The 22,052-nt window shown below is 32.8% G+C and carries 24 protein-coding genes, 3 tRNA genes and 1 other annotated feature; of the genes, 21 read left to right on the top strand and 6 right to left on the bottom strand.

Features of this window, described 5'->3' with window-relative positions; genetic code table 11:
* The first annotated feature begins 68 nt into the window (after positions 1 to 68).
* Positions 69 to 872 (top strand): ZIP family metal transporter, encoded by an 804-nt coding sequence (locus tag EDD66_RS07930; RefSeq protein ID WP_123609042.1) that lies wholly within the window; start codon positions 69 to 71, stop codon positions 870 to 872.
* A gap of 104 nt (positions 873 to 976) precedes the next feature.
* On the opposite strand, the gene EDD66_RS07925 is transcribed toward EDD66_RS07930, so the two are convergent.
* Positions 977 to 1,306: a hypothetical protein gene (locus EDD66_RS07925; protein ID WP_123609041.1), complete on the bottom strand. Its 330-nt coding sequence runs from the start codon at positions 1,304 to 1,306 to the stop codon at positions 977 to 979.
* Positions 1,307 to 1,495: 189 nt separating this feature from the next.
* Between EDD66_RS07925 and EDD66_RS07920 the strand changes: the two genes are divergently transcribed.
* The 4 genes from EDD66_RS07920 to thrS all read left to right on the top strand — a co-directional run bounded on the left by EDD66_RS07920 (position 1,496) and on the right by thrS (position 6,215).
* Entirely contained in the window at positions 1,496 to 2,230 is a 735-nt protein-coding gene (locus EDD66_RS07920; RefSeq protein ID WP_123609040.1) for a DUF554 domain-containing protein, read from the top strand.
* A 272-nt stretch (positions 2,231 to 2,502) separates the two neighbouring features.
* Entirely contained in the window at positions 2,503 to 3,033 is a 531-nt protein-coding gene (locus EDD66_RS07915; protein WP_123609039.1) for a GNAT family N-acetyltransferase, read from the top strand.
* 6 nt (positions 3,034 to 3,039) lie between these two features.
* A complete protein-coding gene (locus tag EDD66_RS07910) occupies positions 3,040 to 3,831 on the top strand; it encodes a Cof-type HAD-IIB family hydrolase (protein WP_123609038.1) in 792 nt (263 codons plus the stop codon).
* A 55-nt stretch (positions 3,832 to 3,886) separates the two neighbouring features.
* Positions 3,887 to 4,089: a binding site (T-box leader), on the top strand.
* A 170-nt stretch (positions 4,090 to 4,259) separates the two neighbouring features.
* Positions 4,260 to 6,215 (top strand): threonine--tRNA ligase, encoded by a 1,956-nt coding sequence (thrS, locus tag EDD66_RS07905; RefSeq protein ID WP_123609037.1) that lies wholly within the window; start codon positions 4,260 to 4,262, stop codon positions 6,213 to 6,215.
* Between the two features lie 131 nt (positions 6,216 to 6,346).
* Here thrS and EDD66_RS07900 read toward each other — a convergent pair whose 3' ends face one another.
* Positions 6,347 to 6,553, bottom strand: a complete 207-nt coding sequence (locus EDD66_RS07900) for a hypothetical protein (protein ID WP_123609036.1) — start codon at positions 6,551 to 6,553, stop codon at positions 6,347 to 6,349.
* Between the two features lie 639 nt (positions 6,554 to 7,192).
* On the opposite strand from EDD66_RS07900, the gene EDD66_RS07895 reads away from it, so the two are divergent.
* From EDD66_RS07895 to EDD66_RS18865, 5 genes are all read left to right on the top strand, one after another.
* Positions 7,193 to 7,741, top strand: coding sequence for a GNAT family N-acetyltransferase (locus tag EDD66_RS07895; protein ID WP_123609035.1), 549 nt, complete (start codon positions 7,193 to 7,195; stop codon positions 7,739 to 7,741).
* A gap of 91 nt (positions 7,742 to 7,832) precedes the next feature.
* Positions 7,833 to 7,916 (top strand) — tRNA-Leu (locus EDD66_RS07890).
* Positions 7,917 to 8,128: 212 nt separating this feature from the next.
* Complete coding sequence (locus EDD66_RS07885; protein WP_123609034.1) at positions 8,129 to 8,845, top strand: hypothetical protein; 717 nt, start codon at positions 8,129 to 8,131, stop codon at positions 8,843 to 8,845.
* 104 nt (positions 8,846 to 8,949) lie between these two features.
* Positions 8,950 to 9,177, top strand: a complete 228-nt coding sequence (locus tag EDD66_RS18870) for a MerR family DNA-binding transcriptional regulator (RefSeq protein WP_330510966.1) — start codon at positions 8,950 to 8,952, stop codon at positions 9,175 to 9,177.
* Positions 9,178 to 9,284: 107 nt separating this feature from the next.
* Positions 9,285 to 9,689: a TipAS antibiotic-recognition domain-containing protein gene (locus tag EDD66_RS18865; protein WP_330510964.1), complete on the top strand. Its 405-nt coding sequence runs from the start codon at positions 9,285 to 9,287 to the stop codon at positions 9,687 to 9,689.
* A gap of 93 nt (positions 9,690 to 9,782) precedes the next feature.
* On the opposite strand, the gene EDD66_RS07875 is transcribed toward EDD66_RS18865, so the two are convergent.
* From EDD66_RS07875 to EDD66_RS07865, 3 genes are all read right to left on the bottom strand, one after another.
* Entirely contained in the window at positions 9,783 to 10,358 is a 576-nt protein-coding gene (locus EDD66_RS07875; RefSeq protein ID WP_123609033.1) for a hypothetical protein, read from the bottom strand.
* A gap of 271 nt (positions 10,359 to 10,629) precedes the next feature.
* Complete coding sequence (locus EDD66_RS07870; RefSeq protein ID WP_123609032.1) at positions 10,630 to 11,253, bottom strand: DUF47 domain-containing protein; 624 nt, start codon at positions 11,251 to 11,253, stop codon at positions 10,630 to 10,632.
* 32 nt (positions 11,254 to 11,285) lie between these two features.
* Positions 11,286 to 12,338, bottom strand: coding sequence for an inorganic phosphate transporter (locus EDD66_RS07865; protein ID WP_123609031.1), 1,053 nt, complete (start codon positions 12,336 to 12,338; stop codon positions 11,286 to 11,288).
* Positions 12,339 to 12,914: 576 nt separating this feature from the next.
* Here EDD66_RS07865 and infC point away from each other — a divergent pair.
* The 9 genes from infC to EDD66_RS07820 all read left to right on the top strand — a co-directional run bounded on the left by infC (position 12,915) and on the right by EDD66_RS07820 (position 18,228).
* Positions 12,915 to 13,409, top strand: a complete 495-nt coding sequence (gene infC, locus EDD66_RS07860; RefSeq protein WP_123609030.1) for a translation initiation factor IF-3 — start codon at positions 12,915 to 12,917, stop codon at positions 13,407 to 13,409.
* Positions 13,410 to 13,477: 68 nt separating this feature from the next.
* Positions 13,478 to 13,675: a 50S ribosomal protein L35 gene (gene rpmI, locus EDD66_RS07855; RefSeq protein ID WP_123609029.1), complete on the top strand. Its 198-nt coding sequence runs from the start codon at positions 13,478 to 13,480 to the stop codon at positions 13,673 to 13,675.
* A gap of 29 nt (positions 13,676 to 13,704) precedes the next feature.
* Positions 13,705 to 14,061 carry a 50S ribosomal protein L20 gene (rplT, locus tag EDD66_RS07850; RefSeq protein ID WP_123609028.1) on the top strand — a complete coding sequence of 119 codons (357 nt, stop codon included), beginning with the start codon at positions 13,705 to 13,707 and terminating at the stop codon, positions 14,059 to 14,061.
* Between the two features lie 218 nt (positions 14,062 to 14,279).
* Positions 14,280 to 15,395 carry a M20/M25/M40 family metallo-hydrolase gene (locus tag EDD66_RS07845; RefSeq protein WP_123609027.1) on the top strand — a complete coding sequence of 372 codons (1,116 nt, stop codon included), beginning with the start codon at positions 14,280 to 14,282 and terminating at the stop codon, positions 15,393 to 15,395.
* 2 nt (positions 15,396 to 15,397) lie between these two features.
* On the top strand, positions 15,398 to 16,015 hold the full coding sequence (locus tag EDD66_RS07840) for a peptidase C39 (RefSeq protein ID WP_123609026.1): 618 nt from the start codon (positions 15,398 to 15,400) through the stop codon (positions 16,013 to 16,015).
* A gap of 59 nt (positions 16,016 to 16,074) precedes the next feature.
* Positions 16,075 to 16,146 (top strand) — tRNA-Asn (locus tag EDD66_RS07835).
* A 97-nt stretch (positions 16,147 to 16,243) separates the two neighbouring features.
* The gene (locus EDD66_RS07830) at positions 16,244 to 17,455 is read left to right on the top strand and encodes an anaerobic nitric oxide reductase flavorubredoxin (protein ID WP_123609025.1); all 1,212 of its coding nucleotides are present in this window, start codon (positions 16,244 to 16,246) and stop codon (positions 17,453 to 17,455) included.
* Between the two features lie 80 nt (positions 17,456 to 17,535).
* A complete protein-coding gene (locus EDD66_RS07825) occupies positions 17,536 to 17,970 on the top strand; it encodes a GNAT family N-acetyltransferase (protein ID WP_123609024.1) in 435 nt (144 codons plus the stop codon).
* 173 nt (positions 17,971 to 18,143) lie between these two features.
* Positions 18,144 to 18,228, top strand: a tRNA-Leu gene (locus tag EDD66_RS07820).
* A 112-nt stretch (positions 18,229 to 18,340) separates the two neighbouring features.
* Here the strand turns inward: EDD66_RS07820 and EDD66_RS07815 are convergent.
* A complete protein-coding gene (locus EDD66_RS07815) occupies positions 18,341 to 20,338 on the bottom strand; it encodes a hypothetical protein (RefSeq protein ID WP_123609023.1) in 1,998 nt (665 codons plus the stop codon).
* A gap of 257 nt (positions 20,339 to 20,595) precedes the next feature.
* Here EDD66_RS07815 and EDD66_RS07810 point away from each other — a divergent pair, with 257 nt between their 5' ends.
* Both EDD66_RS07810 and EDD66_RS07805 read left to right on the top strand, forming a co-directional pair.
* On the top strand, positions 20,596 to 20,775 hold the full coding sequence (locus EDD66_RS07810) for an excisionase (protein ID WP_207667763.1): 180 nt from the start codon (positions 20,596 to 20,598) through the stop codon (positions 20,773 to 20,775).
* A gap of 93 nt (positions 20,776 to 20,868) precedes the next feature.
* On the top strand, positions 20,869 to 22,050 hold the full coding sequence (locus EDD66_RS07805) for a tyrosine-type recombinase/integrase (RefSeq protein ID WP_170164294.1): 1,182 nt from the start codon (positions 20,869 to 20,871) through the stop codon (positions 22,048 to 22,050).
* The last annotated feature ends 2 nt before the right edge of the window (positions 22,051 to 22,052 follow it).

Here is a 22,052-nt window from a genome sequence, read left to right as displayed (position 1 = left end):
AGAGATGGATTGATTGTACGTCGTATATTAAAAAGTAAAAGAAAAATACAATAGAAAGGAGATAAGATATGTTTGAAAATATGAATCCCGTTTTATTAGCCCTGCTAGGCGGAACCTTTACCTGGGGAATGACTGCACTAGGGGCAGCAATGGTTTTCTTTTTTAAAGAAATTAAACCGAAAATATTAAATTTAATGCTTGGTTTTGCCAGTGGAATTATGATTGCGGCATCATTTTGGTCACTTTTACTTCCGGCCTTAGAAATTAGTTCAAATGACAAATTCCCATGGCTGCCAATTATTGTTGGCTTTGGATTAGGTGGATTGTTCCTGTTTGCAGCAGATAAATTATTTCCTCATATCCACCATGTGGAAGATGATGCCAAGAATTTAAAGGGCAACAAGAATTTAAGAAGAAGTATATTATTGATAACGGCTATTACTCTTCATAATATTCCGGAAGGATTATCTTTTGGTGTTGCATTTGGTACTGCCGGCAGCAGTTCAGAAGCTACGGTTGCCAGTGCAATTATTCTGGCAATCGGTATTGGATTACAGAACTTTCCAGAAGGTGCAGCAGTCTCTATTCCTCTTCGAAGGGATGGTGCATCAAGACTAAAAAGTTTTATGTACGGTCAGGCTTCAGGTCTTGTTGAGCCAATCGCAGCAGTGTTAGGCGCATGGTTAGCATCTTCTGTTGGTTCACTCCTTCCATATGCATTATCATTTGCAGCAGGAGCTATGATATTTGTAGTGGTAGAAGAATTAATCCCTGAGTCACAGACAGATGCCCATCTTTATGGACATACAGCGTCTATGGGTGCAATGTTAGGGTTTATGTTAATGACTTTCATGGACATTGCATTAGGATAAGAAGAACTATAGAATATAAGAATTTATTGCATAAAGAGAAGCCATGTATTCCAGGAACATATGGCTTCTCTTTCAATAATATTTGTTTTGTAACAATCTATTTTCTATTTTTCTTCTGAAGTTTCCGCTTCTTCTGAAGTTTCTGATTTCTCTTCTAAAGTTTCTGCTGCTTCTTCAGTATTATTTTCACTATTTTCTTGTGTAATATTTATTGTGACATATTCCCTAGAGTCCTTTTTTGTGGTTGATTTCCTGTTGTCTTCTGTGTCTAAGCTATCGAAATCATCTTCAAAATCGTCTTCGAAATCATCTTCAAAATCATCAAAGTCATCAGTAGCAGTTTTATTTGCAAAGTTCTTCAAAAAATAAAATACACCTCCTGCAATCGCAGCTATTGATAAAGTTCCAAATATAAACTTTCCTAATTTTTTCATATTTGATCAAACATCCTTTCATATAGTATTATTTACTATTTTTTCATTATAATTCTTATTGGCAAAAAAGGAAAGACAAAAATTATAAAAACTTTATATCGTAAGTAATTTCCAATCACTTGACAGTATCCTGGTAGAATGGTAAAGTATTAAAATATATTTCAACGGAAGAATTAAAGGAGTGACAACATGATCGGTACTGGTACAATTGCAAATATGGCAGCTATTATAATAGGGTCAACAATTGGTATTTTATTAAGCAATGGATTAAAACAAAGGTTCAGGGATACCATAATGTATGCATTGGGCCTTGCAGTTATGTTTATTGGGCTTACAGGCGCTTTAAAGGGGATGCTCACTGTAACTGATGGAGAACTTCAAACGGGTAATACGATGCTTATGATTGCCTCACTGGCTATTGGAGCATTAATGGGGGAAGCAATCAATATTGAAGCGAGACTGGAACGAATGGGAGAATTCTGCAAGAAATCCTTACATGTGAAAGGTGAGAAAGGAGAGACCTTTGTAGAAGGATTTGTCAGCGCATCATTACTCGTTTGTATCGGTGCTATGTCAATCGTAGGGTCCATTCAGGACGGGCTTACCGGGGATGCGACCATGTTATATGCGAAATCCGTTATTGACGGTGTTGCAGTAATTATCTTTGCATCTACACTGGGGATAGGAGTACTTTTTTCTGCGATTCCCCTTGGGATATATCAAGGTCTTTTAACCATATCAGCAAAGGGAATCGAACCTTTCTTAAGTGACCGGTTAATATCGAATCTTTCTTTTATAGGTTCTATTTTAATATTTGCAATTGGTATTAATATGATATTCGGTAAGAAGATAAAAACGGGTAATTTACTTCCGGCTGTATTGGTCCCAGTGTTCTATGAATTTATTAAAACATACATACTCTAATATATTAAGATTTCTATTTGTTGTTCATTATTTTCACTTGATACATAGGCTTATATTTTGCTTTTTATTTAAAATTTATTCAAATAGAATTTTAGGCAATTGGGAAACTCTAAAATTATATTTATTTGTGAAATAATTAATACAATTCCGGAGCGGAAGCTAAGCGGAAGGAGCGTTGGAGCGGAGGAATTCGTATTAATTACTTTACAAATTCAGAAAACTTAATAGTTTCGCAAATGCCTAAAATAGAATTTTGTAAAGGGGATGGAAAGATGAATCAGGTAATTTTTATGGAGGTATCAGAAGAAAGTCAGATAGATGAAATAGTCAGTCTTGCTGACAGGATATGGAGAGAACATTATAGTAAGATTCTGGATCAAAGCCAGATTGATTATATGCTTGAGAAATTTCAATCAAGGAATGCCATAAGAGAACAGATGGATAGTCAGGGATATAAGTATTATCTGCTTCAGGTAGAGGGATTGTATGTTGGTTTTATGGGAATCAAAGAGGAGCCGGAATACAAGAGATTATTCTTAAGCAAAGTATATATTGATAAAGAACATCGTGGATTAGGATATGGAAGCCAGACTTTTGCTTTCTTAGTAGAAATCTGCAGGAAAAAAGAGTATAATAAGATTTGGTTAACAGTAAATCGACAGAATGAAAGTTCAATCAGGGCATATGAAAAGAATGGTTTTATTAAGGCATATGCTCAAGTCACGGACATTGGACACGGCTATGTGATGGATGATTATGTAATGGAGAAAAAGCTTTCATTGAATGGCACAATAGAAAGATAGGTTATTATGAGTAAAAAAATTCTATTTTTTGATATAGATGGTACATTATTAAGAGAAGATACGAACACAGTACCAGAATCAGCAATACGAGGATTAAGAGAAGCAAGAAAGAAGGGGCATTTAGTCTATATAAATACTGGAAGAACATATTCTATTGTTGATACAACTGTACAGGATATTGGATTTGATGGGTATGTATGTGGATGTGGTACCTATATTAAATCCGGTAATGAAATATTATTCTCTAAATCCATTGGAGCAGATGAATGTAAAAGAATTATCCAGTTACTTCGCAGCTGTAAAATAGATGCTGTTCTGGAAGGGGATACAGATGTGTATTTTGATGACCTTGAAGGGATACATCCTTATATCAATAGTATTAGAACCAATTTTGCATTAAAAGGATATGGAATTAATAAAACCTGGAATGATGAAGATTTAATTTTTGATAAATTCTTTTGTAAAGCAAGTGAGAAAAGTGACGTAAAAAGATTCCATAAAGAATTAGCAAAAGATTATGAGATTATAGACCGGGAAGATGACCGATATGAAGTAATACCGAAAGGATATTCAAAAGCAACCGGGATCGCATTTCTTTTAGATCATCATAAGATGCCATTAGATAGTGCATTTGCTTTTGGAGATAGTTCCAATGATCTTCCTATGCTTTCTTATGTGCCTAATAGTATTGCAATGGGTCAGGGAGAAGTTTGTGCATTAGAAACCGCTTCATATATTACAAAAGGAATCCATGAAGATGGCATTGAGCATGCACTGAAACATTTTGGTATCATCTAACAAAAGTCTTGACAAAGAAAAATAGGATGTTATAATGAAGGTCAATACTAAATAAACTAAAACAGTGAAGAGAAGAGTAAGATGACGTATAATTCAGAGAGAGATATGAAGTGCTGTGAATATCTTATTAGAAACCATCCGAAAACTACCTCTGAGTGGCTCCAATCCAGCCCGGTGATACCGTTATAATCTCAATGAAGTGGGTTTTTAACCAATTAGGGTGGAACCGCGAGTAAAGAATATATGCTCGTCCCTTTCAATAGTACTATGTATAACATAATATGATTGGAAGTGACGGGTTTTTTTAATGGGAAAAATATGGTCATTCTTTTACAAATTATTGTAGGAGAGATACCTCATAGCCAAAATCATATCTGGATTAAGTTTCACTTATGCAGATGGATCAATTATAGAAAAGGAGATTAATTATGAAGATTACATTAAAAGATGGATCAGTAAAAGAATATCAGCATGCAATGTCAGTTATAGATATTGCAAAGGATATCAGCGAAGGTCTTGCCAGAATGGCATGTGCTGGTGAAGTAAATGGAGAAGTTGTAGATTTAAGAACTATTGTTGATAAAGATAGCACATTAAATATATTTACATTTAACGATGAAGCAGGAAAAGCTGCATACAGACATACTACATCCCATGTATTAGCCCAGGCTGTTAAGAGGTTATATCCTCATGCCAAGCTTGCAATTGGACCATCTATTGACACTGGATTCTATTATGATTTTGATATAGAATCTTTAGACAGATCGGCTCTTGATGCATTAGAAAAAGAGATGAAGAAAATCATAAAAGAAGGTGCAGAGCTTGAGAGATTTGAGCTTCCTAGAGAAGAAGCAATCGCACTTATGAAAGAAAAAGACGAACCGTATAAAGTTGAGTTAATCGAAGACCTTCCAGAGGGAGAAGTGATCTCTTTCTATCGTCAGGGTGATTTTGTAGATTTATGTGCAGGACCTCACTTAATGAGTACAAAGGGTATTAAAGCAATTAAACTAATCTCTTCTTCAGGAGCTTATTGGAGAGGTTCTGAGAAGAACAAGATGCTGGCAAGAGTATATGGAACAGCATTTACAAAGAATGCAGACTTAGAGGAATATCTTGCACATTTAGAAGATATTAAAAAAAGAGATCATAACAAATTAGGTCGTGAAATGGAACTATTTGCTACAGTAGATGTTATTGGTCAAGGCCTTCCTCTTCTTATGCCAAAAGGTGCCGCTATGATCCAGACTCTTCAAAGATGGATTGAAGATGAAGAAGAAAGCCGTGGATATATGAGAACAAAAACTCCATTATTGGCAAAGAAAGATTTATATGTTATCTCTGATCATTGGGGACATTATAAAGAAGGGATGTTTGTATTAGGAGATGAAGAGAAAGAAGATTCTGAAGTATTTGCTCTTCGCCCTATGACTTGCCCATTCCAATATTATGTATATAAACAAAGTCAGAAGAGTTATCGCGATTTGCCATGTCGTTATGGTGAAACTTCAACACTATTCCGTAATGAAGATTCCGGAGAAATGCATGGACTTACTCGTGTAAGACAGTTCACGATATCAGAAGGGCATTTAATTGTAACCCCAGAGCAAGTGGAAGAGGAATTTAAAGGCTGCCTTGATTTAGCAATGTATTGTTTAAAGACATTAGGGTTAGATAAGGATGTAACTTATCGTCTTTCTAAATGGGACCCAAATAATAAGAGTAAATACCTTGGTGATGAAGAGCAGTGGGATAATATGCAGAACAAGATGCGTGAAATGCTCCAACATCTTGAAGTGATTTTCACTGAAGAAGAAGGGGAAGCAGCATTCTATGGACCAAAACTTGATATTCAGGCAAAGAATGTATATGGCAAAGAAGATACTATGATCACAATTCAGCTGGATTTCGTCCTTGCAGAGCGTTTTGATATGTTCTACATTGATGCTAATGGAGAGAAAAAACGTCCATTTATTATTCACAGAACAAGTATGGGCTGCTATGAAAGAACATTAGCCTGGTTGATCGAAAAATATGCAGGAAACTTTCCAACCTGGTTATGTCCTGAGCAGGTACGTGTTCTTCCTATCTCAGAGAAATATCATGATTATGCAGAAAAGGTTCTTAATGAGTTAAAAGCAAATGGCATAAAATGTACTGTGGATGAAAGAGCAGAAAAGATTGGTTATAAGATCCGTGAAACAAGATTAGACCGTGTTCCTTATATGTTAGTAGTTGGACAAAAAGAAGAAGAGGATAGTCTTGTATCTGTAAGAAGCCGTTATTTAGGAGATGAAGGTCAAAAACCGCTTGATACATTCATTAACGAGATTACAAAAGAAATCAGAACAAAAGAAATTAGAAAAATAGAAGTACAGGAATAAATAATAAAGGGCTGTGGCAAAATAAAGTTTCTTCTTACTATACAGAGATTCTTATATTTATGCAACAGTCCCTTATTTATTGTTTGGAAGATTATGATATCTAAATTAAGTTTTACTTTATATCCATATAACTAATTGCCTTTGCTGCTAAGCGGGTTGCTTCTTTCTTCAAAGGCTGCGTTGTTATTAGGATTTATGGCACCTAATGGAATATCTTCAATTATCTGCTCGGATATTTCGCTGATATTATTTGTAACTTTTAGACCCTTCATTTTCTCTTTAGGATCTATGGTGATGGCTGGTTTTAAATTTGCCTGATTACTATTTTGGGGTATCATATTTATTTCTCCTTTTTGTAAAGATATTATTTTAATCATTTTTATTATGTGGATACTACAATAAAAATATGTATCTTTATGTGGACAGGTAAATTTTAATAGCATAAAGCAGGTTTAAAAACAGATTTATATCCATTGAAAATAATACATAAGGTGGACTTTTAATTAAGCAAAAATTTTTATAATATGGTAAAATAAATAATATTTTTTTAAGTATAACTTAAGTCAAACTAGACATAATATTTAGTGGATGCCAAAGCAAATTCAAAACGAAATGTAAATTTCCATAGAATTTGTTTTAAGTATTCCATTTAGAAAATGTCTTTTATAGTAACAAGAATTTGTTAACCAGAATATAGGAGATGGTATTGATGGAGGCTTTAGGAGACAACGGATTTACTGTTAAAAGATTCAGGTAGTAGATAAAATCGAATAATTCAAGTGAAAAATTGAGACATTGGATAGTAACAATAGCAGGTTTTAGACCTGCTATTGTTATTGTAAGGAATGAAATTCTGTCCGGATACCTAAAATGTGATATTTGTATGTAAACTATAAGTTGCACTGTAACATGGAAGGAGGTATCATTAATTGTATTCATGCTTACATCTTTACTAAGCATAATAGGAGGTATATATAATGGTCATAAATGGACAAAAATATAATGTTAATGAGTTGAATTATACCATAAGGTCAGCAACTATTGATGATGGAAAGGAACTTTCTGATTTGAGAGTAGAGATTGATGGTGAAACCGAAAATCTAGACCGAGAAAAATGGGAAGGGTACATAGATATTATAGGATTTCAAAAAATCATAGAAACAGATTCAAAAAATTTAAGAAATTTATTTTTAGTTGCAGAAGTGAAAGATAAAATTGTTGGTTTTTCAAGGTGTGAAGGAATTTATCTAAATAGATTTTCACACAAAGTAGAATTTGGAGTTTGTATCCTAAAAGAGTATTGGGGATATGGAATAGGAAAAAATCTTTTAAAAGAATCTATAAATTGGGCGGATTCTACCGGAATTAAGAAAATCACTTTGAATGTATTAGAAACGAATGAAAAAGCCATAAATTTGTATAAAAGCTTTGGTTTTGAAATAGAAGGTATTTTAAAGAAAGATAAAAGACTGGGAGATGGCAATTACTATAATACGATTATAATGGGAAGATTTCATGATTTATAATGGGAAGATTTCATGATTGATATTGACAATAAAAAAAGAGAAAGGTATACTATTATTCGTAATTACTTTAATGTAATAATTATATTGATCAGCAGTCATGGCGGAATTGGCATACGCGCTAGATTCAGGTTCTAGTCCGGGCAACTGGGTGAGGGTTCAAGTCCCTTTGACTGCATGAAAAACCTTGTAAACTTTTGTTTGCAAGGTTTTTATTGTGTATCAATTTATTTGCTTTATAACTTGAAACCTGATGTAAATGAAAAAATTCTATATTGAATCGGAGTATGTAACAATTGTATGGAAATATATAAATAGTATAGGAGAAAATGATAATGGAGAAAGTTGCTTTTATAGAAATTAAACTTTAACAGGTGGAAAGGAAACAATATGAGAATATTAAAAGGAATTAAATTTATTATCTTTTCAATCATTTCGTTGGTTGGGATATTTGTAGTAACATTTATTTTTGCCGCATTGATAGGAAGTATTCAAGAAAGATTTTTACCCCAGGATTATATAATTTGGATTTTTAAGTTTCCTTTAAGAAATTTGCTTTTTATTTATGAGATATATTTTGCAGTTTTATTTTTTTATTTTTTGGATAAAGGTTTTAAAGAATCTGTATTATTAAGATTAAAAAATAGATTGCTAAAAAAGAATAAGCAATTAATTTTATCTGCTTTTGCCATTGTAAATATATTTCTTCTATATGCCCTTCTTTTTAATATGACAGCTATAACTAATAATAAAATAATAGATTATACATTTTTATCACCAAAGGGCAATCAATATAGCTTCAAGGATATTGTGAAAATTGAGACAGGAGTTTATGGCAGGAAGAGTATTATTCCTTTTTCACATTATTTAAAGGGTGATTTTTTTTATATAATACAATTAAATGATGGCACCAAAATTCATCTGACTGATGTAGGCGGGACGATAAATGATAAGGATGAATATTCTATTATTGAAAAGTTTGACAGTCAATTGGTAAATATGGATATTCCCAAAGTATCAAGTATGGACAATTTTCAATTTTGTACTAAGCATTTAGATAAAAGATACACTGATAAGATCCGCAATATAATAGTAAATAGCAAGTGATATTCATTGAAAGAAACCTTATTGGAATCGGATTTTGAAAAATAAAAAAGTAGTTGACTCTTACCTTAGGGGAGAGGCTAATATAATACTCGAGGTGAGAAATCATGGAATATACAGTGAAAGAGATGGCAAAATTATCAGGAGTCACAATTAAAACACTACATCATTACCATAAGATAGGATTATTAGTACCGTGCAGAATTACAGATGCAGGATATCGAATATATGGCAAAACGAGCTGGAACGTCTGCAAGAGATATTATTCTATCGTGAATTGGATTTCTCCCTCAGAGACATTAGTAAAGCTCTTGAAGATGAATCGAGTCGAATAGAATGCCTAACAAAGCAACATGAGATGCTAAAAGCGCGCAAGCAGAGAATGAAGCAATTGTTAAGTACAATTGAAAAATCGATTGTCTTCACCAGGAAAGGAGAAATTATGAATCAATCAGATATGTTTAAAGGTTTGAATAGGGAAGAATGGAAAGAGGCATTAGCAGAACAAAACGAATATTTGAAAAACAAATACAAATATGAAATAAAAACAAATGATATGGAAGTAGAGAAGATGAATCAACAAGCTCAGGAAGCAAAAGAATTTACGGATTTTATGGCAAACGGGCTAAAGAATGGTTTAAGGCCGGATGATGAAAGGATACAGAGTGTTTTAAAAAGGCATATTTTATACTTAAATGATAATGTGGCCAGCGTAGACACAAAATCTTTTGTAAATACTGCAAAATTTATGGTCGATGATGATTTTCATAGAAATATGCTTGAAAGTCAGCAGATTGGCTTAGCATATTATCTTTATACTGCTGCAACGATATATGCAAGTAAGTAATTGATAGTAAAATCATAAATTTAAAGGGGGTATCTGCTCAATTTGAGCAGATACCCCCTTTTTTAACACAAAATCCCCGGGTTATAAATATATTTATCTATTGTCAGCCACTTTAGCATTAGCAGGAATAGTTACTATGCTTTGAAGGGGCTTCCAAACAAATAAAGCAATTCCAAAGTCAACCATACTGTGGATTATAGTACCGATGCCCACAAGTACAATGACGGTCATTAAATAACCATTTTCATAATATGCTTCTGTCATATTATTGCCTAGGTAGAATAATGTTACAATGATCACTTCGCATACCGCATGTACTACAGATATGAGAAAGCCAAATAGGAAAGTACTCACAGGAGTACGTAATAAATTACCGTTCTTCTTCAGCATATATGCACCCAGTGAAGCAAAGATCACATGTGTTAATGCACGAAGAACTATAACAATTGGAAAGCCTCCCAATAGGAAACCAAAACCTGTTATCAATGCGACAGAGCTTGCCACTGCTGGTGAAATGAACATTGCAATAATGATTGGAACATGACTTGCCAGAGTAAATGATGCAGGCTCAAATACAAACTTAAGCGGTGAAAACATAGGAATTATAATTCCTATGGCACATAGGAGAGCCGAGATGACCATAGATTGAATCTTGTTGTGTTGTTTCATTAATATATCCACCCTTTCATACGTCTTTCAATGATTCATTTATTTTAAATGTTGGAAAAAATAATAATCACACAAGCTGTCTTGTCAGCTGTAATGTCATTTGTAATTTTATCTTAATATGTTCAGATTGTCAATACAATTTACAGTGTTTTTTTGATATGCAGGCATGTCAGTCTGTTTTAGGTTTTTGGGCAAACAAAAAGGCCTCAACTTAAGTTCCATAAGAACTCGGGCGGGGCCTAAGAATAAGTCTATTATAATATTCTATATTTTAAGAATTCTTCATGACTACGGATTCAATTACATCAGCAGCCTGTTCACATGCATCACAACATTTTTCAAGATGATCATAGATTTCAGTCCATACTAATAATTCAACAGGATCTTTCGTTTCACGATAAAGCTTGTACACTGTATCGTAGTATAATGTATCACCTTTTTCTTCTAAATCATTTACTTCAATCAATTTTTTATTGAGAGTTGAAGATTTTTTGTAGTTATGGAATTCTTCTAAAGCTATTTTAAGTGCACTGCAGCATTTTGTAATTAGCTTAGAGAATTCAAATACTTCCGGTTTAATCGTTTTAACATTATACATATTAATCTTGATTAAAACATCTTCAATTGCATCTGTAATATCATCGATTTCCTGAGACAGACTTACAATATCTTCACGTTCAATTGGAGCTATAAATTCACCGGCTAATTGGTGAAGCATTTCATGCTTTGCTAAATCGGCAGAATGTTCGATCTTATGTAGTTCTTCGAGATTCTTTTCGATTTTATTAATATCAAAATTTACTAAAGATGTATTTAAGATTTCTGCACATTTACAAGAGTAATCTACAAGTTCAACAAATTTATCATAATAGTTATATTCTTTTTTTCTAGCCATTGTTTTATTAATCCTTTCTTAAATGAAATTAATTAAAATATATGCATAAACAAAAGTGCCATAAGATAGCCGATCAGTCCACAACCTGGAAAAGTAAGAACCCAAGCCAGAACCATTTCTTTTACTGTGCCCCAATTTACAGAGGAAAGTCTTTTAGAAGCACCCACACCCATAATAGCAGTAGTTTTTGTATGAGTAGTACTTACAGGGATACCAGTAATTGAGGAAACGAATAATGCACTGGAAGCTGCTATATCAGCCGCAAAACCCTGATATTTTTCAAGCTTGACCATACCCATACCAACGGATTTGATTATCTTATAGCCGCCGATGGAAGTACCAAGTGCCATTACTGCGGAACATAGAATCATTAACCAGGGTGGAATAACAAAGTTCGATACATTTCCAACACCATTTGCCAAAAATACACCTAACATAAAAACACCCATAAACTTTTGTCCATCCTGAGCACCATGCATGAATGCCATGGATGCTGCACCTGCAATTTGTCCATTTTTAAAGAAAGCATTTGTCTTTCTTCGATCCATGTTTCTGCAAACGAGTTCAACAAGTTTAGTTACAATGTATCCTGCTCCAAAACCTACTACAGTAGAAAAAACTAAACCATATACAACTTTAATCCATTCAGCTCCATTGATACCATTCAGACCGCCTTGCAAAGCGATAGCAGATCCTGAGATACCGGCGATCAGTGCATGGCTTTCACTTGTCGGTATACCAAAATACCAGGCAGCCGTTGCCCATAAAACAATTGCAAATAATGAAGCGCAAAGAGCAACCAACGCATTTTTGGAATCGCCGCCGAAGTCAACCATCTTATAGATAGTCTGAGCAACTGTAGCATTTAACATAGTCATGAATAATACACCTAAGAAATTGAAAAAAGCAGCCATTAGGATGGCACTTCCAGGGCGCATACATCTTGTTGATACACATGTTGCAATGGCATTTGGTGCATCAGTCCAACCATTTACTAAAATTACACCAAGAGTAAGAATAACTGTAATCAGAAGCGGCAGGTTTGATACTAGCTGATTCAGAAATTCAAACAACGAAATAGTCATAATTTACCTCCGTATGAAATGTTAAAATCTTGTTAAGCCAATGTTAATGTTATCACGAATTTAAAAATAAGAAAAGATATATTTTTGTGTTTTTTGTATGATTTAGAAAAATGATAGGATAGATTAACATTTGATTATTGATAAAAAGAGCGTATTATAACTAATTGCAACTAAGTATGGAATAATAAAATGGTAGAATAACTTAAGGTATATTATTTCTATAATATAAGAAAAATAATAAGAGAAATATAAGATTAGTATCAGGTGGAATAGAAAAGTTAAAAATGTAAATAATTATTCATACAATTCTTAAAAAATAAGTTGACATATTACAATAACACTGTTATAATTAAGAAACTGTGAGCGGAAAATGTTCACATGAAAATAAAGTAGAGTATCCACTCTCACCTTAGCACAAAGAGTGACTTGGGTTAATAGTTTATATAATAATAATGATGCAGGTCATTATTTTATTATGTATGTGAACTTATTGTGGATAGTCTATACTATTCACTTTTTTATTTTTGCAAAAATAAGTATTCAAATATGTGGAGGTGCACTACTATTAGCGATTTAATGATTAATGAGCAAATCAGGGACAAAGAGGTTCGTCTTGTCGGAGAAGATGGAGAACAACTTGGAGTTATGTCCTCAAAAGAAGCAATGAAACTAGCGAAAGAAGCAAATCTTGATTTAGTAAAGATTGCTCCAACTGCAAAACCACCTGTATGTAAGATCATAGATTATGGTAAATACAGATATGAGCTGGCTAGAAAAGAAAAAGAAGCAAAGAAAAAACAAAAAACTACAGATGTAAAAGAGATTCGTTTGTCTCCTAATATTGATGAGAATGATCTTAACACAAAAGCCAATCAAGCAAGAAAGTTCATAACCAAAGGAGATAAAGTGAAAGTTGCACTTCGTTTCCGAGGTAGAGAAATGGCACATATGGGATCAAGCAGACAAATTCTTGATACATTCTTTGCTAAATTAGAAGATATTGCCGTTGTCGAAAAACCCGCTAAATTAGAAGGCAGAAGTATGATAATGTTTTTAACTGAAAAACGTTAAGCATAAATTAAAATACGCATCAATTAGAAGTTTATCTGATTCGATACAATAATCAAGGAGGAAATATTATGCCAAAAATGAAAACTAGTAGAGCTGCTGCTAAGCGCTTTAAAAAGACAGGTAATGGAAAATTAAAAAGAATGAAAGCTTACAAGAGCCATATCCTTACTAAGAAAAGTACTAAGAGAAAGAGAAATCTTAGAAAAGCAACAATTACTGATGCAACAAATGTAAAGAATATGAAAAAGATTTTACCATATCTATAAGATATTGGTATTTAGGAGGGAAATAGAATATGGCAAGAATTAAAGGCGGAATGAACGCTAAAAAAAGACATAACAGAGTATTAAAACTAGCTAAAGGTTATAGAGGAGCTAGATCAAAACAATATAGAGTAGCAAAACAATCTGTAATGAGAGCATTAACTACTTCATTTGCAGGCCGTAAAGAAAGAAAAAGACAATTCAGAAGATTATGGATTGCCCGTATCAATGCAGCTGCTAGATTAAATGGTCTTTCATACAGCAAATTTATGTATGGATTAAAATTAGCTAACATTGAACTTAATAGAAAAGTATTAGCTGATATGGCAATTAATGATGCAGCAGGATTTGCTAAGTTAGCAGAAGTAGCTAAAACAAAGATAGCATAATATTGAATATAAATAGTATTATATAGAAGAAAGAGCCAATTTTAGTAGAATTTTATAATTCTATACTAAAATTGGTTCTTTTACTTGGAGAAGACATTAATTTTAAGTTGATTAATCCTATATTAATAAATTATAATTTAGTATATACTGATAATGAAATGCTGCACATGACTAAGAAACTTCAAATCACTTTGATTTGTTCTGGTTCGGAGGATGGTATGATTAAAGAAGACAGAATCGTAAATGAATTTTGTAAATTAGTTTCCATAGATTCCCCTACATTTGGAGAACGGAAGATGGCAGATTATTTAAAAGATGAATTGCTCAGATTAGGTTTTACAGTAACCGAGGATACTGCCGGAGAAAAATATGGCAGTAATTGTGGAAATGTATATGGTTATCTTCCCGGAAGGCTGAAAGGAGAGCCTCTTCTTTTTTCTGCCCATATGGATACTGTGGAACCTTCTAAAGGGAAAAAAGCAATCGTAGGGGATGATGGAACGATAACCAGTGATGGTACAACAGTATTAGGTGCTGACGATGTATCAGGTATTGTAGGAATATTAGAAGCTCTTCGAGTGATCCATGAGAATAAGCTGCCTCATAGGAGTATAGAGGTTTTATTTCCAATAGCAGAGGAATCCTATCTGCTGGGAAGTAATGAATATAATTTTAATGAGATAAAAAGTAAAGAGGCATACGTACTGGATCTTAGCGGACCAGTAGGATTGGCAGCATTAAAGGCACCCACATTAGTATCCTTTACAGCTATCATCAAGGGTAAGGCAGCTCACGCCGGATTTGCTCCACAAGATGGGATCCATGCAATTAAAATAGGGGCAAAAGCAATAACACTCATTGATCTGGGACGGGTAGATGATGAGATGACTGTCAATGTAGGTATCATGGAAGGCGGAGTGGCCAGAAATATTGTTCCGGATTCTTGTATAATCAAAGGAGAAGTTAGAAGTCTTACCCATGAAAAAGCAGTGGGTGAGGCCGAAAGAATTAAAAATATATTTATGGGAAGTGTTAAGGATTTCGGCGCTGCCTGTGATTATGAAACATCTTTTGGCTGCATTGCATATGAAGTAGAAGAAGCACATCCGGTCGTACAAAGGTTTCAAAAGGTTTGTAAAGAGTTAGATTATGAGACCAGATTAGTTACAACTTGTGGCGGTAGTGATAATAATAATTTTATGCTTCATGGGATTACAGGCATTGTTATAGCATGTGGCATGAATCAGGTACATTCCTGTAACGAATATACCACAATAGAGGAATTAAAAAGAATCAGTAATATAGTTTTAGGTTTAATGACAAGAGAGGAATAGATATGAAGAATCCATTAAGCTATCAGACAACAGAATATGATTGCGGCCCTACAACGGTACTTAATGCAATAAATTTCTTATTTCACAGGGAGGAGATACTGCCAGAGGTTGTGAAAAGTATTATGCAATATACTCTGGACAGTTATAATAGCAAAGGAGAAGCATATAAAAGCGGCACTTCAGGTATGGCCATGATGTTTCTTGCCAATTGGCTGAATCATTTCGGAAAAGTGAAAAAATGGCCAATTTATTGTGAAGTTTTAAATGGAGAGCAGGTTTATATCGGGAAAAATTCCAAAATAACTGAATGCCTTCAACAGGGAGGAGCAGTAGTTGCCAGGGTCATGCTTGGCTGCTGGCATTATGTACTGCTAACTGGAACTGATGGAGAACATGTCTATATTTTTGACCCCTATTACAGGAGAAATCCATTTAAAGAAGATGGGGTGGAGATGATCAAGAATGAACCTACAAAGATGAATCGTAAGGTATTATACAGCATTCTTAATAGTGAAGAGAAAGGAAATTATGCTCTTGGTAAATTAGATGGCAGAGAGTGTGTTCTTATGTATCATCAGGAACGAAGAAGGACAATGGATTCTATAGAATATATTATTTAGAATATTTTTTAATACCCTATTGACATGGCCAAAATATGGTATTAGAATATATTTGTTATTCCTCGATAGCTCAATGGTAGAGCACACGGCTGTTAACCGTGGGGTTGTAGGTTCGAGCCCTACTCGGGGAGTTTTTTTATACCCTGATTTAAGAAGTTCCTTCTAATGAATAGTAAATTTAATTTCGGTAAGAATTTAGTTAATAAACTATTCATAAGGAGGATTGTGATGACTTATAAGATTACAGATACAGTTACCTGGGTGGGTAAGATTGACTGGGAACTGATCACTTTTCATGGAAAGGAATATTCTACTCATCGGGGAACTTCTTATAATTCATTTTTGATACAGGATAAGAAGACGGTGTTAATAGATACGGTATGGCAGCCTTTCTCCAAGGAATTTATAGCAAATCTTAAAATAGAAACAGATCTTAATAAGATTGATTATATCGTCATGAATCATTCAGAAGTAGATCATAGTGGAGCACTTCCGGATTTAATGAAAGAGATTCCAGATACTCCAATCTATTGTACCAAGAGTGGAATACAAGTTATTAAAGGGCATTACCATAAGGAGTGGAATTTTGTAGAAGTAAAAACAGGTGATACCCTGGATATTGGAGAGAATAAATTAACATTTGTAGAAGCTAAATTTCTTCACTGGCCAGATACCATGTTTACTTACCTGTCAGGTGAGAACATACTATTTAGTAATGATGGCTTCGGCCAGCATTTTGCTTCAGAGCATATGTTTAATAATTTGGTGGATAAAGAAGAACTTTATGGAGAAGCAATAAAGTACTATGCTAATATACTGACTCCTTATAGTGGATTGGTGACGAAAAAGATAGAAGAAATATTAAGTTTTAACCTTCCTCTTAATATGATTCTTCCAAGCCATGGAATTCTCTGGAGAGATGACATTACTCAGATTGTACATGAATATATGAAATGGGCGGATGCATATCAGGAAAATCAGATAACGATCATCTACGATTCCATGTGGGAAGCTACCAGAAAAATGGCGGAAGCAATTGGAAAAGGAATAAAATCTGTAGATGATCAAGTCACAGTTAAGCTTTTTAATTCTGCCAAGAAAGATAAGAATGATATTATAACAGAAGTATTTAAGTCGAAATTGATCCTTGTAGGTTCCTCTACAATTAATAATGGGATTCTTTCTTCCACTGCTGCAATATTAGAGATGATCAAAGGTCTAAGATTTAAGAATAAAAAGGCAGCAGCCTTTGGCAGCTATGGTTGGAGTGGAGAAGGAAACAAAATCATTACAAAAGAGTTAGAAGAATCGGGATTTGAGATAATGAATGACGGAATAAAAGTATTATGGAGCCCGGATATGGAGGCACTGGATAAGTGCATGGAGTTTGGTAAGAGTTTGATTAAGGAATTATCTACCGGAGTAGAAAGATTAAGTTAGGAATAGTCATAAAAATGTAAATTATTTACAATAACACTAAAGGGCATTGGATTATATTAATTAAAATATGGGAGATTATTATGGTTACATTAAAAGAAATAACCAGGGAAAATTTTTGGGATTGCATAGAGCTTGCTGTTGAAAAACAGCAAGCGGATTTTGTGACATCCAATGCAGTCTCTATTGCACAGTCTAAAGTCCAGCCGGAGTGTATCCCCCTTGCTGTATACGATGACGAAGTTATGGTTGGATTTGTAATGTATTGTATTGATGAAGATGATAGTGAATACTGGATTTACCGTATGATGATCGATGAGAAATTTCAATCTAAGGGATATGGAAGATCTGCTTTGAAGCTGTTACTTGATAGGATCAAATCTGATGAAACACGTAATAAGATATTTTTAGGAGTACATAAGGAAAGTATAGCTGGGGTAAGATTATATGAAAGCTTTGGCTTTCGGTTTGATGGTCAGGTGTTCGGAAAAGAGCATATTATGAGGCTGGATTATTAGAATTAGAACTTTGCTCTATATTAATCCTTTAAATATTATAAAATATAAAGTTTTAAAAGATAAAAAGAAGCATAGATTATAAAAAATATAATATTATTTAATAGTAAGGTATTGATTTTTCAATACTATCTTGTTATAATATAAATCGTTCGCGAGAGAACATTTATAATTTTGCAGTCGTGGCGGAATTGGCATACGCGCTAGACTAAGGATCTAGTGAGCATTGCGCTCGTACGGGTTCAAGTCCCGTCGACTGCAGTAGTGTTTATAAGGGTTTCAGAGTTTTTGATAAATTCTGAAACCCTTATTTTTTTGTGTTTACATCAACGACTACATCAACGGAGACAAAAAGAAAATATTTTAGAGAGTTTTATGTGTCCTGTCTTATGATTTGGACACCAAATGGATTTGGGATTTTATCTTCCTTCAATAATCTAAAAATTTCAATAAAATCGATACAGTTAAATTTTTCTTCAAATATATCTATTTTTAGCTCGTTGTTTTCTGTTTTAATTTCATAATATTCTTCATTCAATTTTGGGGCATTAACTTTGATGCCAATGAAAGCCCATTTACTATCAGTTCTACTAGTACGTGGCTTTTTATATTCAAAAATCTCTTTTCCTTTTAATTCTTTTATAAATTTTCTTTCCGATATAGATTTACTAAAGTATTTTTTTTCATAAAATGTATGATAGGCATTATATAAATCACTAAAATATGTAAAAAGGGTCTTATCAGACTTATCTATAGTACAGAAATCAGATAAAAAAATATCTATAGCATCATCAGAACCAGTTTGAGTGGTCGATACTTTGCTATCAGCGGTTTGTTTATTATTTTGATCTTGGATTGATAATAATTTCAATCCGTAAAATATAAAAAATATTTTTAGAGAATATAAATCCATTTTACTTAATTCATGTATTTTTTTTTCAATTTCATTTATATTCTTGTTAAAGTGATTCATATCTATTATTTTATATGGAAGATTATGATGAATCCAATTAAAGTTTTCTTGCCTCGTAGAAAAATAAATAAGTGGTAATGTATTTCTATAGACTATCTTTTTTACTAACGTATCTTCTTTGGTAACTTTCTTCCCCATAATTAATTTTTTTAAAAGTTTAATATTTTTCATTTCAGGAGTTCCCATACTATCTACCTCTGCATAATATACGAATTCTCGCATATCTTGATCAATCCAAGACGGTATATTATAAGGCGTATTAAAATAACTCCATTTACCGATTCTTTCTCCCTTTTGATTACCATCTGAGCTTAAGATATCATCTGTAAAATTTTTAATCATATTGCAGCTTAACTCATCTCCTTGAATTACATATAATTTAGGTTCAATTAATTTAGAAGGGCATACACATGCTGTAATAAATCTGGCATATTCATTAAAACCATTTTCATTATCTCCAAAAGTTAATTCTAAAAAGTCAAAAAGTTTTTGTGAAAATGTGGGTAGTTCTCCAATTTTTAGTTTTGACAATTTTTGGTTTGAATCGGCTTTCTCTTCAACGAACTTTTTTTCATGATAATTGTAAAAGATCTTTGATAAATCTCTATTATTGTTAAAATAAATATAATTTGCATTAGTAATAAAATTATTTTCATCATCTACAGATGAAGTTGCTTTAGGCTGACCATGATTAGTATAATTATCCCAATACTCTAACTCTTTAGGTAATGATTTAATCAGCCTCGTCCAAAATTGTTCATCATATTTTTTACCTAGTACCTTTTTACTCCAATCTTTAATTTTATCATAAGTTGCGCAGTACAATTGGTTATCAATAAATATATATAAATTTGCATCTATAATTTTAAATACTCTATTAGGAATATCTAATATATGGCCATTCTCGAATTTGTTCAATATCCTGAACTCTTTAATTAACCTTTGATAAGGTGATAGAGTTAAAGAAGATATTTTCAGTATTTTTTTTATATTATTTATAATATTGTTTTCTAATAATAAATCTGTTGTATGTGGGATGGAATACATTTCAAAAAAAGTTGATATATCTTTTATTTCCAGTAATAAGTGCAAATAATTTCCGGTAAAAAAAAGCCTATCTTTATAATAGTAAAAATAATACTTTATATACTTTGCATTAAAAATCAAGTCAAATTTACTTTCAGGATTATTTTCAGAGGGGAAGAATAATTTATACTTATTACATAAATCATCGTAGACTTGGTAAAGATAATCTTTTTTTTTGTCACGCTGCTTTTTAAGAGATTCTTTTCGCATATTTTGTAGCCATTCATTTCTTAATTTCTCATCATATATCCAGAGTTCTGGATTGACATTTTTAACTTCGTTTTTACGACTTTTCTCATCTGTGCTGCTCATATTATTGTCTCCTTTATGTGGATATTGTGTGTACCTAAATGTATTGTGTACCTAGTTTTTGTTATAATGCCCATATTATACCATGGTTTGACAACTAAACCAACTAAAATGAAATAGTAAAAGATAATTGTATTAATTATTTTATGAATATGAAATTATCCACTAATCAGCCTCAAAATTTAAAAATATAACTGTAAGAACAGAATAATATAGAAATATATTATAAAGATGAATTAGTATTGAAAGGAATGGTTAATATGGAAAAACTAACTTATAGTGTTACTGAAGCAGCTGAACTTATTGGTATAGGAAAAAGCCTTATGTATGAATTGGTGCGAGAGAATAAGATCCCGGTTGTACGAATGGGAAAAAGGATTCTAATACCTAAAATTAGATTTGAGAATTTTATCAACGAAGAATTAAATAAAACTATATAGCTACATAACTTTGCAACAAAGCAAGTCCTCAGTATTCTTTTGGGGGCTTTTTTTGTTGCAATAAATTAAAAACATATGCAAGGAGAGATTGATATGGCAAAAAGAAGTAATGGAGAAGGAACAATATTTAAACGTAAAGATGGTTACTGGTGTGGAAGCTGTTATATAAGCATCAATGGAATTCCAAAAAGAAAATATGTGTATGGCAAAACTCAAAAGATTGTAAAAGAAAAGTTACAAGAAATGCAAGAAGCTACAAAAAATGGAGAAGTAACAGAAAGCTCAAATATGAAACTACAGGATTGGATGAAGGAGTGGTTAGAGAATTACAAGAGATTAGTATTAAAACTTACAACCTATGAAAACTATATACTTTACTTCGATACTCACATATATGGTACTAATCTTGGTAATACACCACTGAATAAAATAACAACAACCCAGCTACAAGCTTTCTATAATGATAAGCTAAAAAATGGTCGCGTTGATGGCAAGGGAGGCTTGTCTAATCGAAGTGTTAGATATCTTCATATTCTGATTAGCGGAGCATTAGAGCAAGCGTACAAAAATGACTTAATCAATAAGAATGTTAGTAAATCAGTGATACTTCCATCAAAAAGTCAAAAGGAGATCCATCCATTAACCCCTGAGGAAGTGCAAAAACTTTTAAATGTAGCAAGAGATGATAGGCTTTATCCTATTATTTTATTAGAAACATTTAGCGGACTTAGAAAGGGTGAAATATTGGGGTTACACTGGAATGATATTGATTTTGAAGGGAAAAAACTATATGTAAGACATTCTCTATGTAGAGTACAAGATGTAAAAAGTGATGGTGAAAGAGGCTCTAAACTTATTCTGATGGAGCCCAAGACTAGAAAGAGTCAAAGAAGCATTCCCTTAAATGATATTGTGATAACTGTGTTAAAAAAGCATAAGAAGGATCAAAGCGAAGAAAAAATGCTCAATCGTGATATCTATATTGATAACAACATTGTCTTTGCTAAAGAGAATGGAGATTTTATTAATCCTAGAGATTTACTAAGAGGATTTCAGAAGTTGCTTGTACAAGCAGGGATTGAGAAAAAGCGTTTTCATGATATGCGTCATACATTTGCTTCAATCTTATTAAATGAAGGGGAATCTCCAAAAGTAATTCAAGAACTCCTGGGTCATTCTACGATAACAACTACGATGGATATATATTCTCACGTTATCGAAGAAACCAAAATCAATTCAATTGATAAACTGACAGAAAAAATAATGAATTCTTAGAA

The organism is Mobilisporobacter senegalensis (genome assembly GCF_003752155.1).
Lineage (GTDB): Bacteria > Bacillota > Clostridia > Lachnospirales > Lachnospiraceae > Mobilisporobacter > Mobilisporobacter senegalensis.
Note: the sequence above shows the minus strand (reverse complement) of the source record. Positions and strands in the feature narration are given on the sequence as shown.

What these genes read in the sequence shown, in the direction of transcription:
- EDD66_RS07930 (WP_123609042.1), top strand. Translation starts at nt 69, where the DNA reads ATGTTTGAAAATATGAATCCCGTTTTATTAGCCCTGCTAGGCGGAACC.
- EDD66_RS07925 (WP_123609041.1), bottom strand. Translation starts at nt 1,306, where the DNA reads ATGAAAAAATTAGGAAAGTTTATATTTGGAACTTTATCAATAGCTGCG.
- EDD66_RS07920 (WP_123609040.1), top strand. Translation starts at nt 1,496, where the DNA reads ATGATCGGTACTGGTACAATTGCAAATATGGCAGCTATTATAATAGGG.
- EDD66_RS07915 (WP_123609039.1), top strand. Translation starts at nt 2,503, where the DNA reads ATGAATCAGGTAATTTTTATGGAGGTATCAGAAGAAAGTCAGATAGAT.
- EDD66_RS07910 (WP_123609038.1), top strand. Translation starts at nt 3,040, where the DNA reads ATGAGTAAAAAAATTCTATTTTTTGATATAGATGGTACATTATTAAGA.
- thrS (WP_123609037.1), top strand. Translation starts at nt 4,260, where the DNA reads ATGAAGATTACATTAAAAGATGGATCAGTAAAAGAATATCAGCATGCA.
- EDD66_RS07900 (WP_123609036.1), bottom strand. Translation starts at nt 6,553, where the DNA reads ATGATACCCCAAAATAGTAATCAGGCAAATTTAAAACCAGCCATCACC.
- EDD66_RS07895 (WP_123609035.1), top strand. Translation starts at nt 7,193, where the DNA reads ATGGTCATAAATGGACAAAAATATAATGTTAATGAGTTGAATTATACC.
- EDD66_RS07885 (WP_123609034.1), top strand. Translation starts at nt 8,129, where the DNA reads ATGAGAATATTAAAAGGAATTAAATTTATTATCTTTTCAATCATTTCG.
- EDD66_RS18870 (WP_330510966.1), top strand. Translation starts at nt 8,950, where the DNA reads ATGGAATATACAGTGAAAGAGATGGCAAAATTATCAGGAGTCACAATT.
- EDD66_RS18865 (WP_330510964.1), top strand. Translation starts at nt 9,285, where the DNA reads ATGAATCAATCAGATATGTTTAAAGGTTTGAATAGGGAAGAATGGAAA.
- EDD66_RS07875 (WP_123609033.1), bottom strand. Translation starts at nt 10,358, where the DNA reads ATGAAACAACACAACAAGATTCAATCTATGGTCATCTCGGCTCTCCTA.
- EDD66_RS07870 (WP_123609032.1), bottom strand. Translation starts at nt 11,253, where the DNA reads ATGGCTAGAAAAAAAGAATATAACTATTATGATAAATTTGTTGAACTT.
- EDD66_RS07865 (WP_123609031.1), bottom strand. Translation starts at nt 12,338, where the DNA reads ATGACTATTTCGTTGTTTGAATTTCTGAATCAGCTAGTATCAAACCTG.
- infC (WP_123609030.1), top strand. Translation starts at nt 12,915, where the DNA reads ATGATTAATGAGCAAATCAGGGACAAAGAGGTTCGTCTTGTCGGAGAA.
- rpmI (WP_123609029.1), top strand. Translation starts at nt 13,478, where the DNA reads ATGCCAAAAATGAAAACTAGTAGAGCTGCTGCTAAGCGCTTTAAAAAG.
- rplT (WP_123609028.1), top strand. Translation starts at nt 13,705, where the DNA reads ATGGCAAGAATTAAAGGCGGAATGAACGCTAAAAAAAGACATAACAGA.
- EDD66_RS07845 (WP_123609027.1), top strand. Translation starts at nt 14,280, where the DNA reads ATGATTAAAGAAGACAGAATCGTAAATGAATTTTGTAAATTAGTTTCC.
- EDD66_RS07840 (WP_123609026.1), top strand. Translation starts at nt 15,398, where the DNA reads ATGAAGAATCCATTAAGCTATCAGACAACAGAATATGATTGCGGCCCT.
- EDD66_RS07830 (WP_123609025.1), top strand. Translation starts at nt 16,244, where the DNA reads ATGACTTATAAGATTACAGATACAGTTACCTGGGTGGGTAAGATTGAC.
- EDD66_RS07825 (WP_123609024.1), top strand. Translation starts at nt 17,536, where the DNA reads ATGGTTACATTAAAAGAAATAACCAGGGAAAATTTTTGGGATTGCATA.
- EDD66_RS07815 (WP_123609023.1), bottom strand. Translation starts at nt 20,338, where the DNA reads ATGAGCAGCACAGATGAGAAAAGTCGTAAAAACGAAGTTAAAAATGTC.
- EDD66_RS07810 (WP_207667763.1), top strand. Translation starts at nt 20,596, where the DNA reads ATGGAAAAACTAACTTATAGTGTTACTGAAGCAGCTGAACTTATTGGT.
- EDD66_RS07805 (WP_170164294.1), top strand. Translation starts at nt 20,869, where the DNA reads ATGGCAAAAAGAAGTAATGGAGAAGGAACAATATTTAAACGTAAAGAT.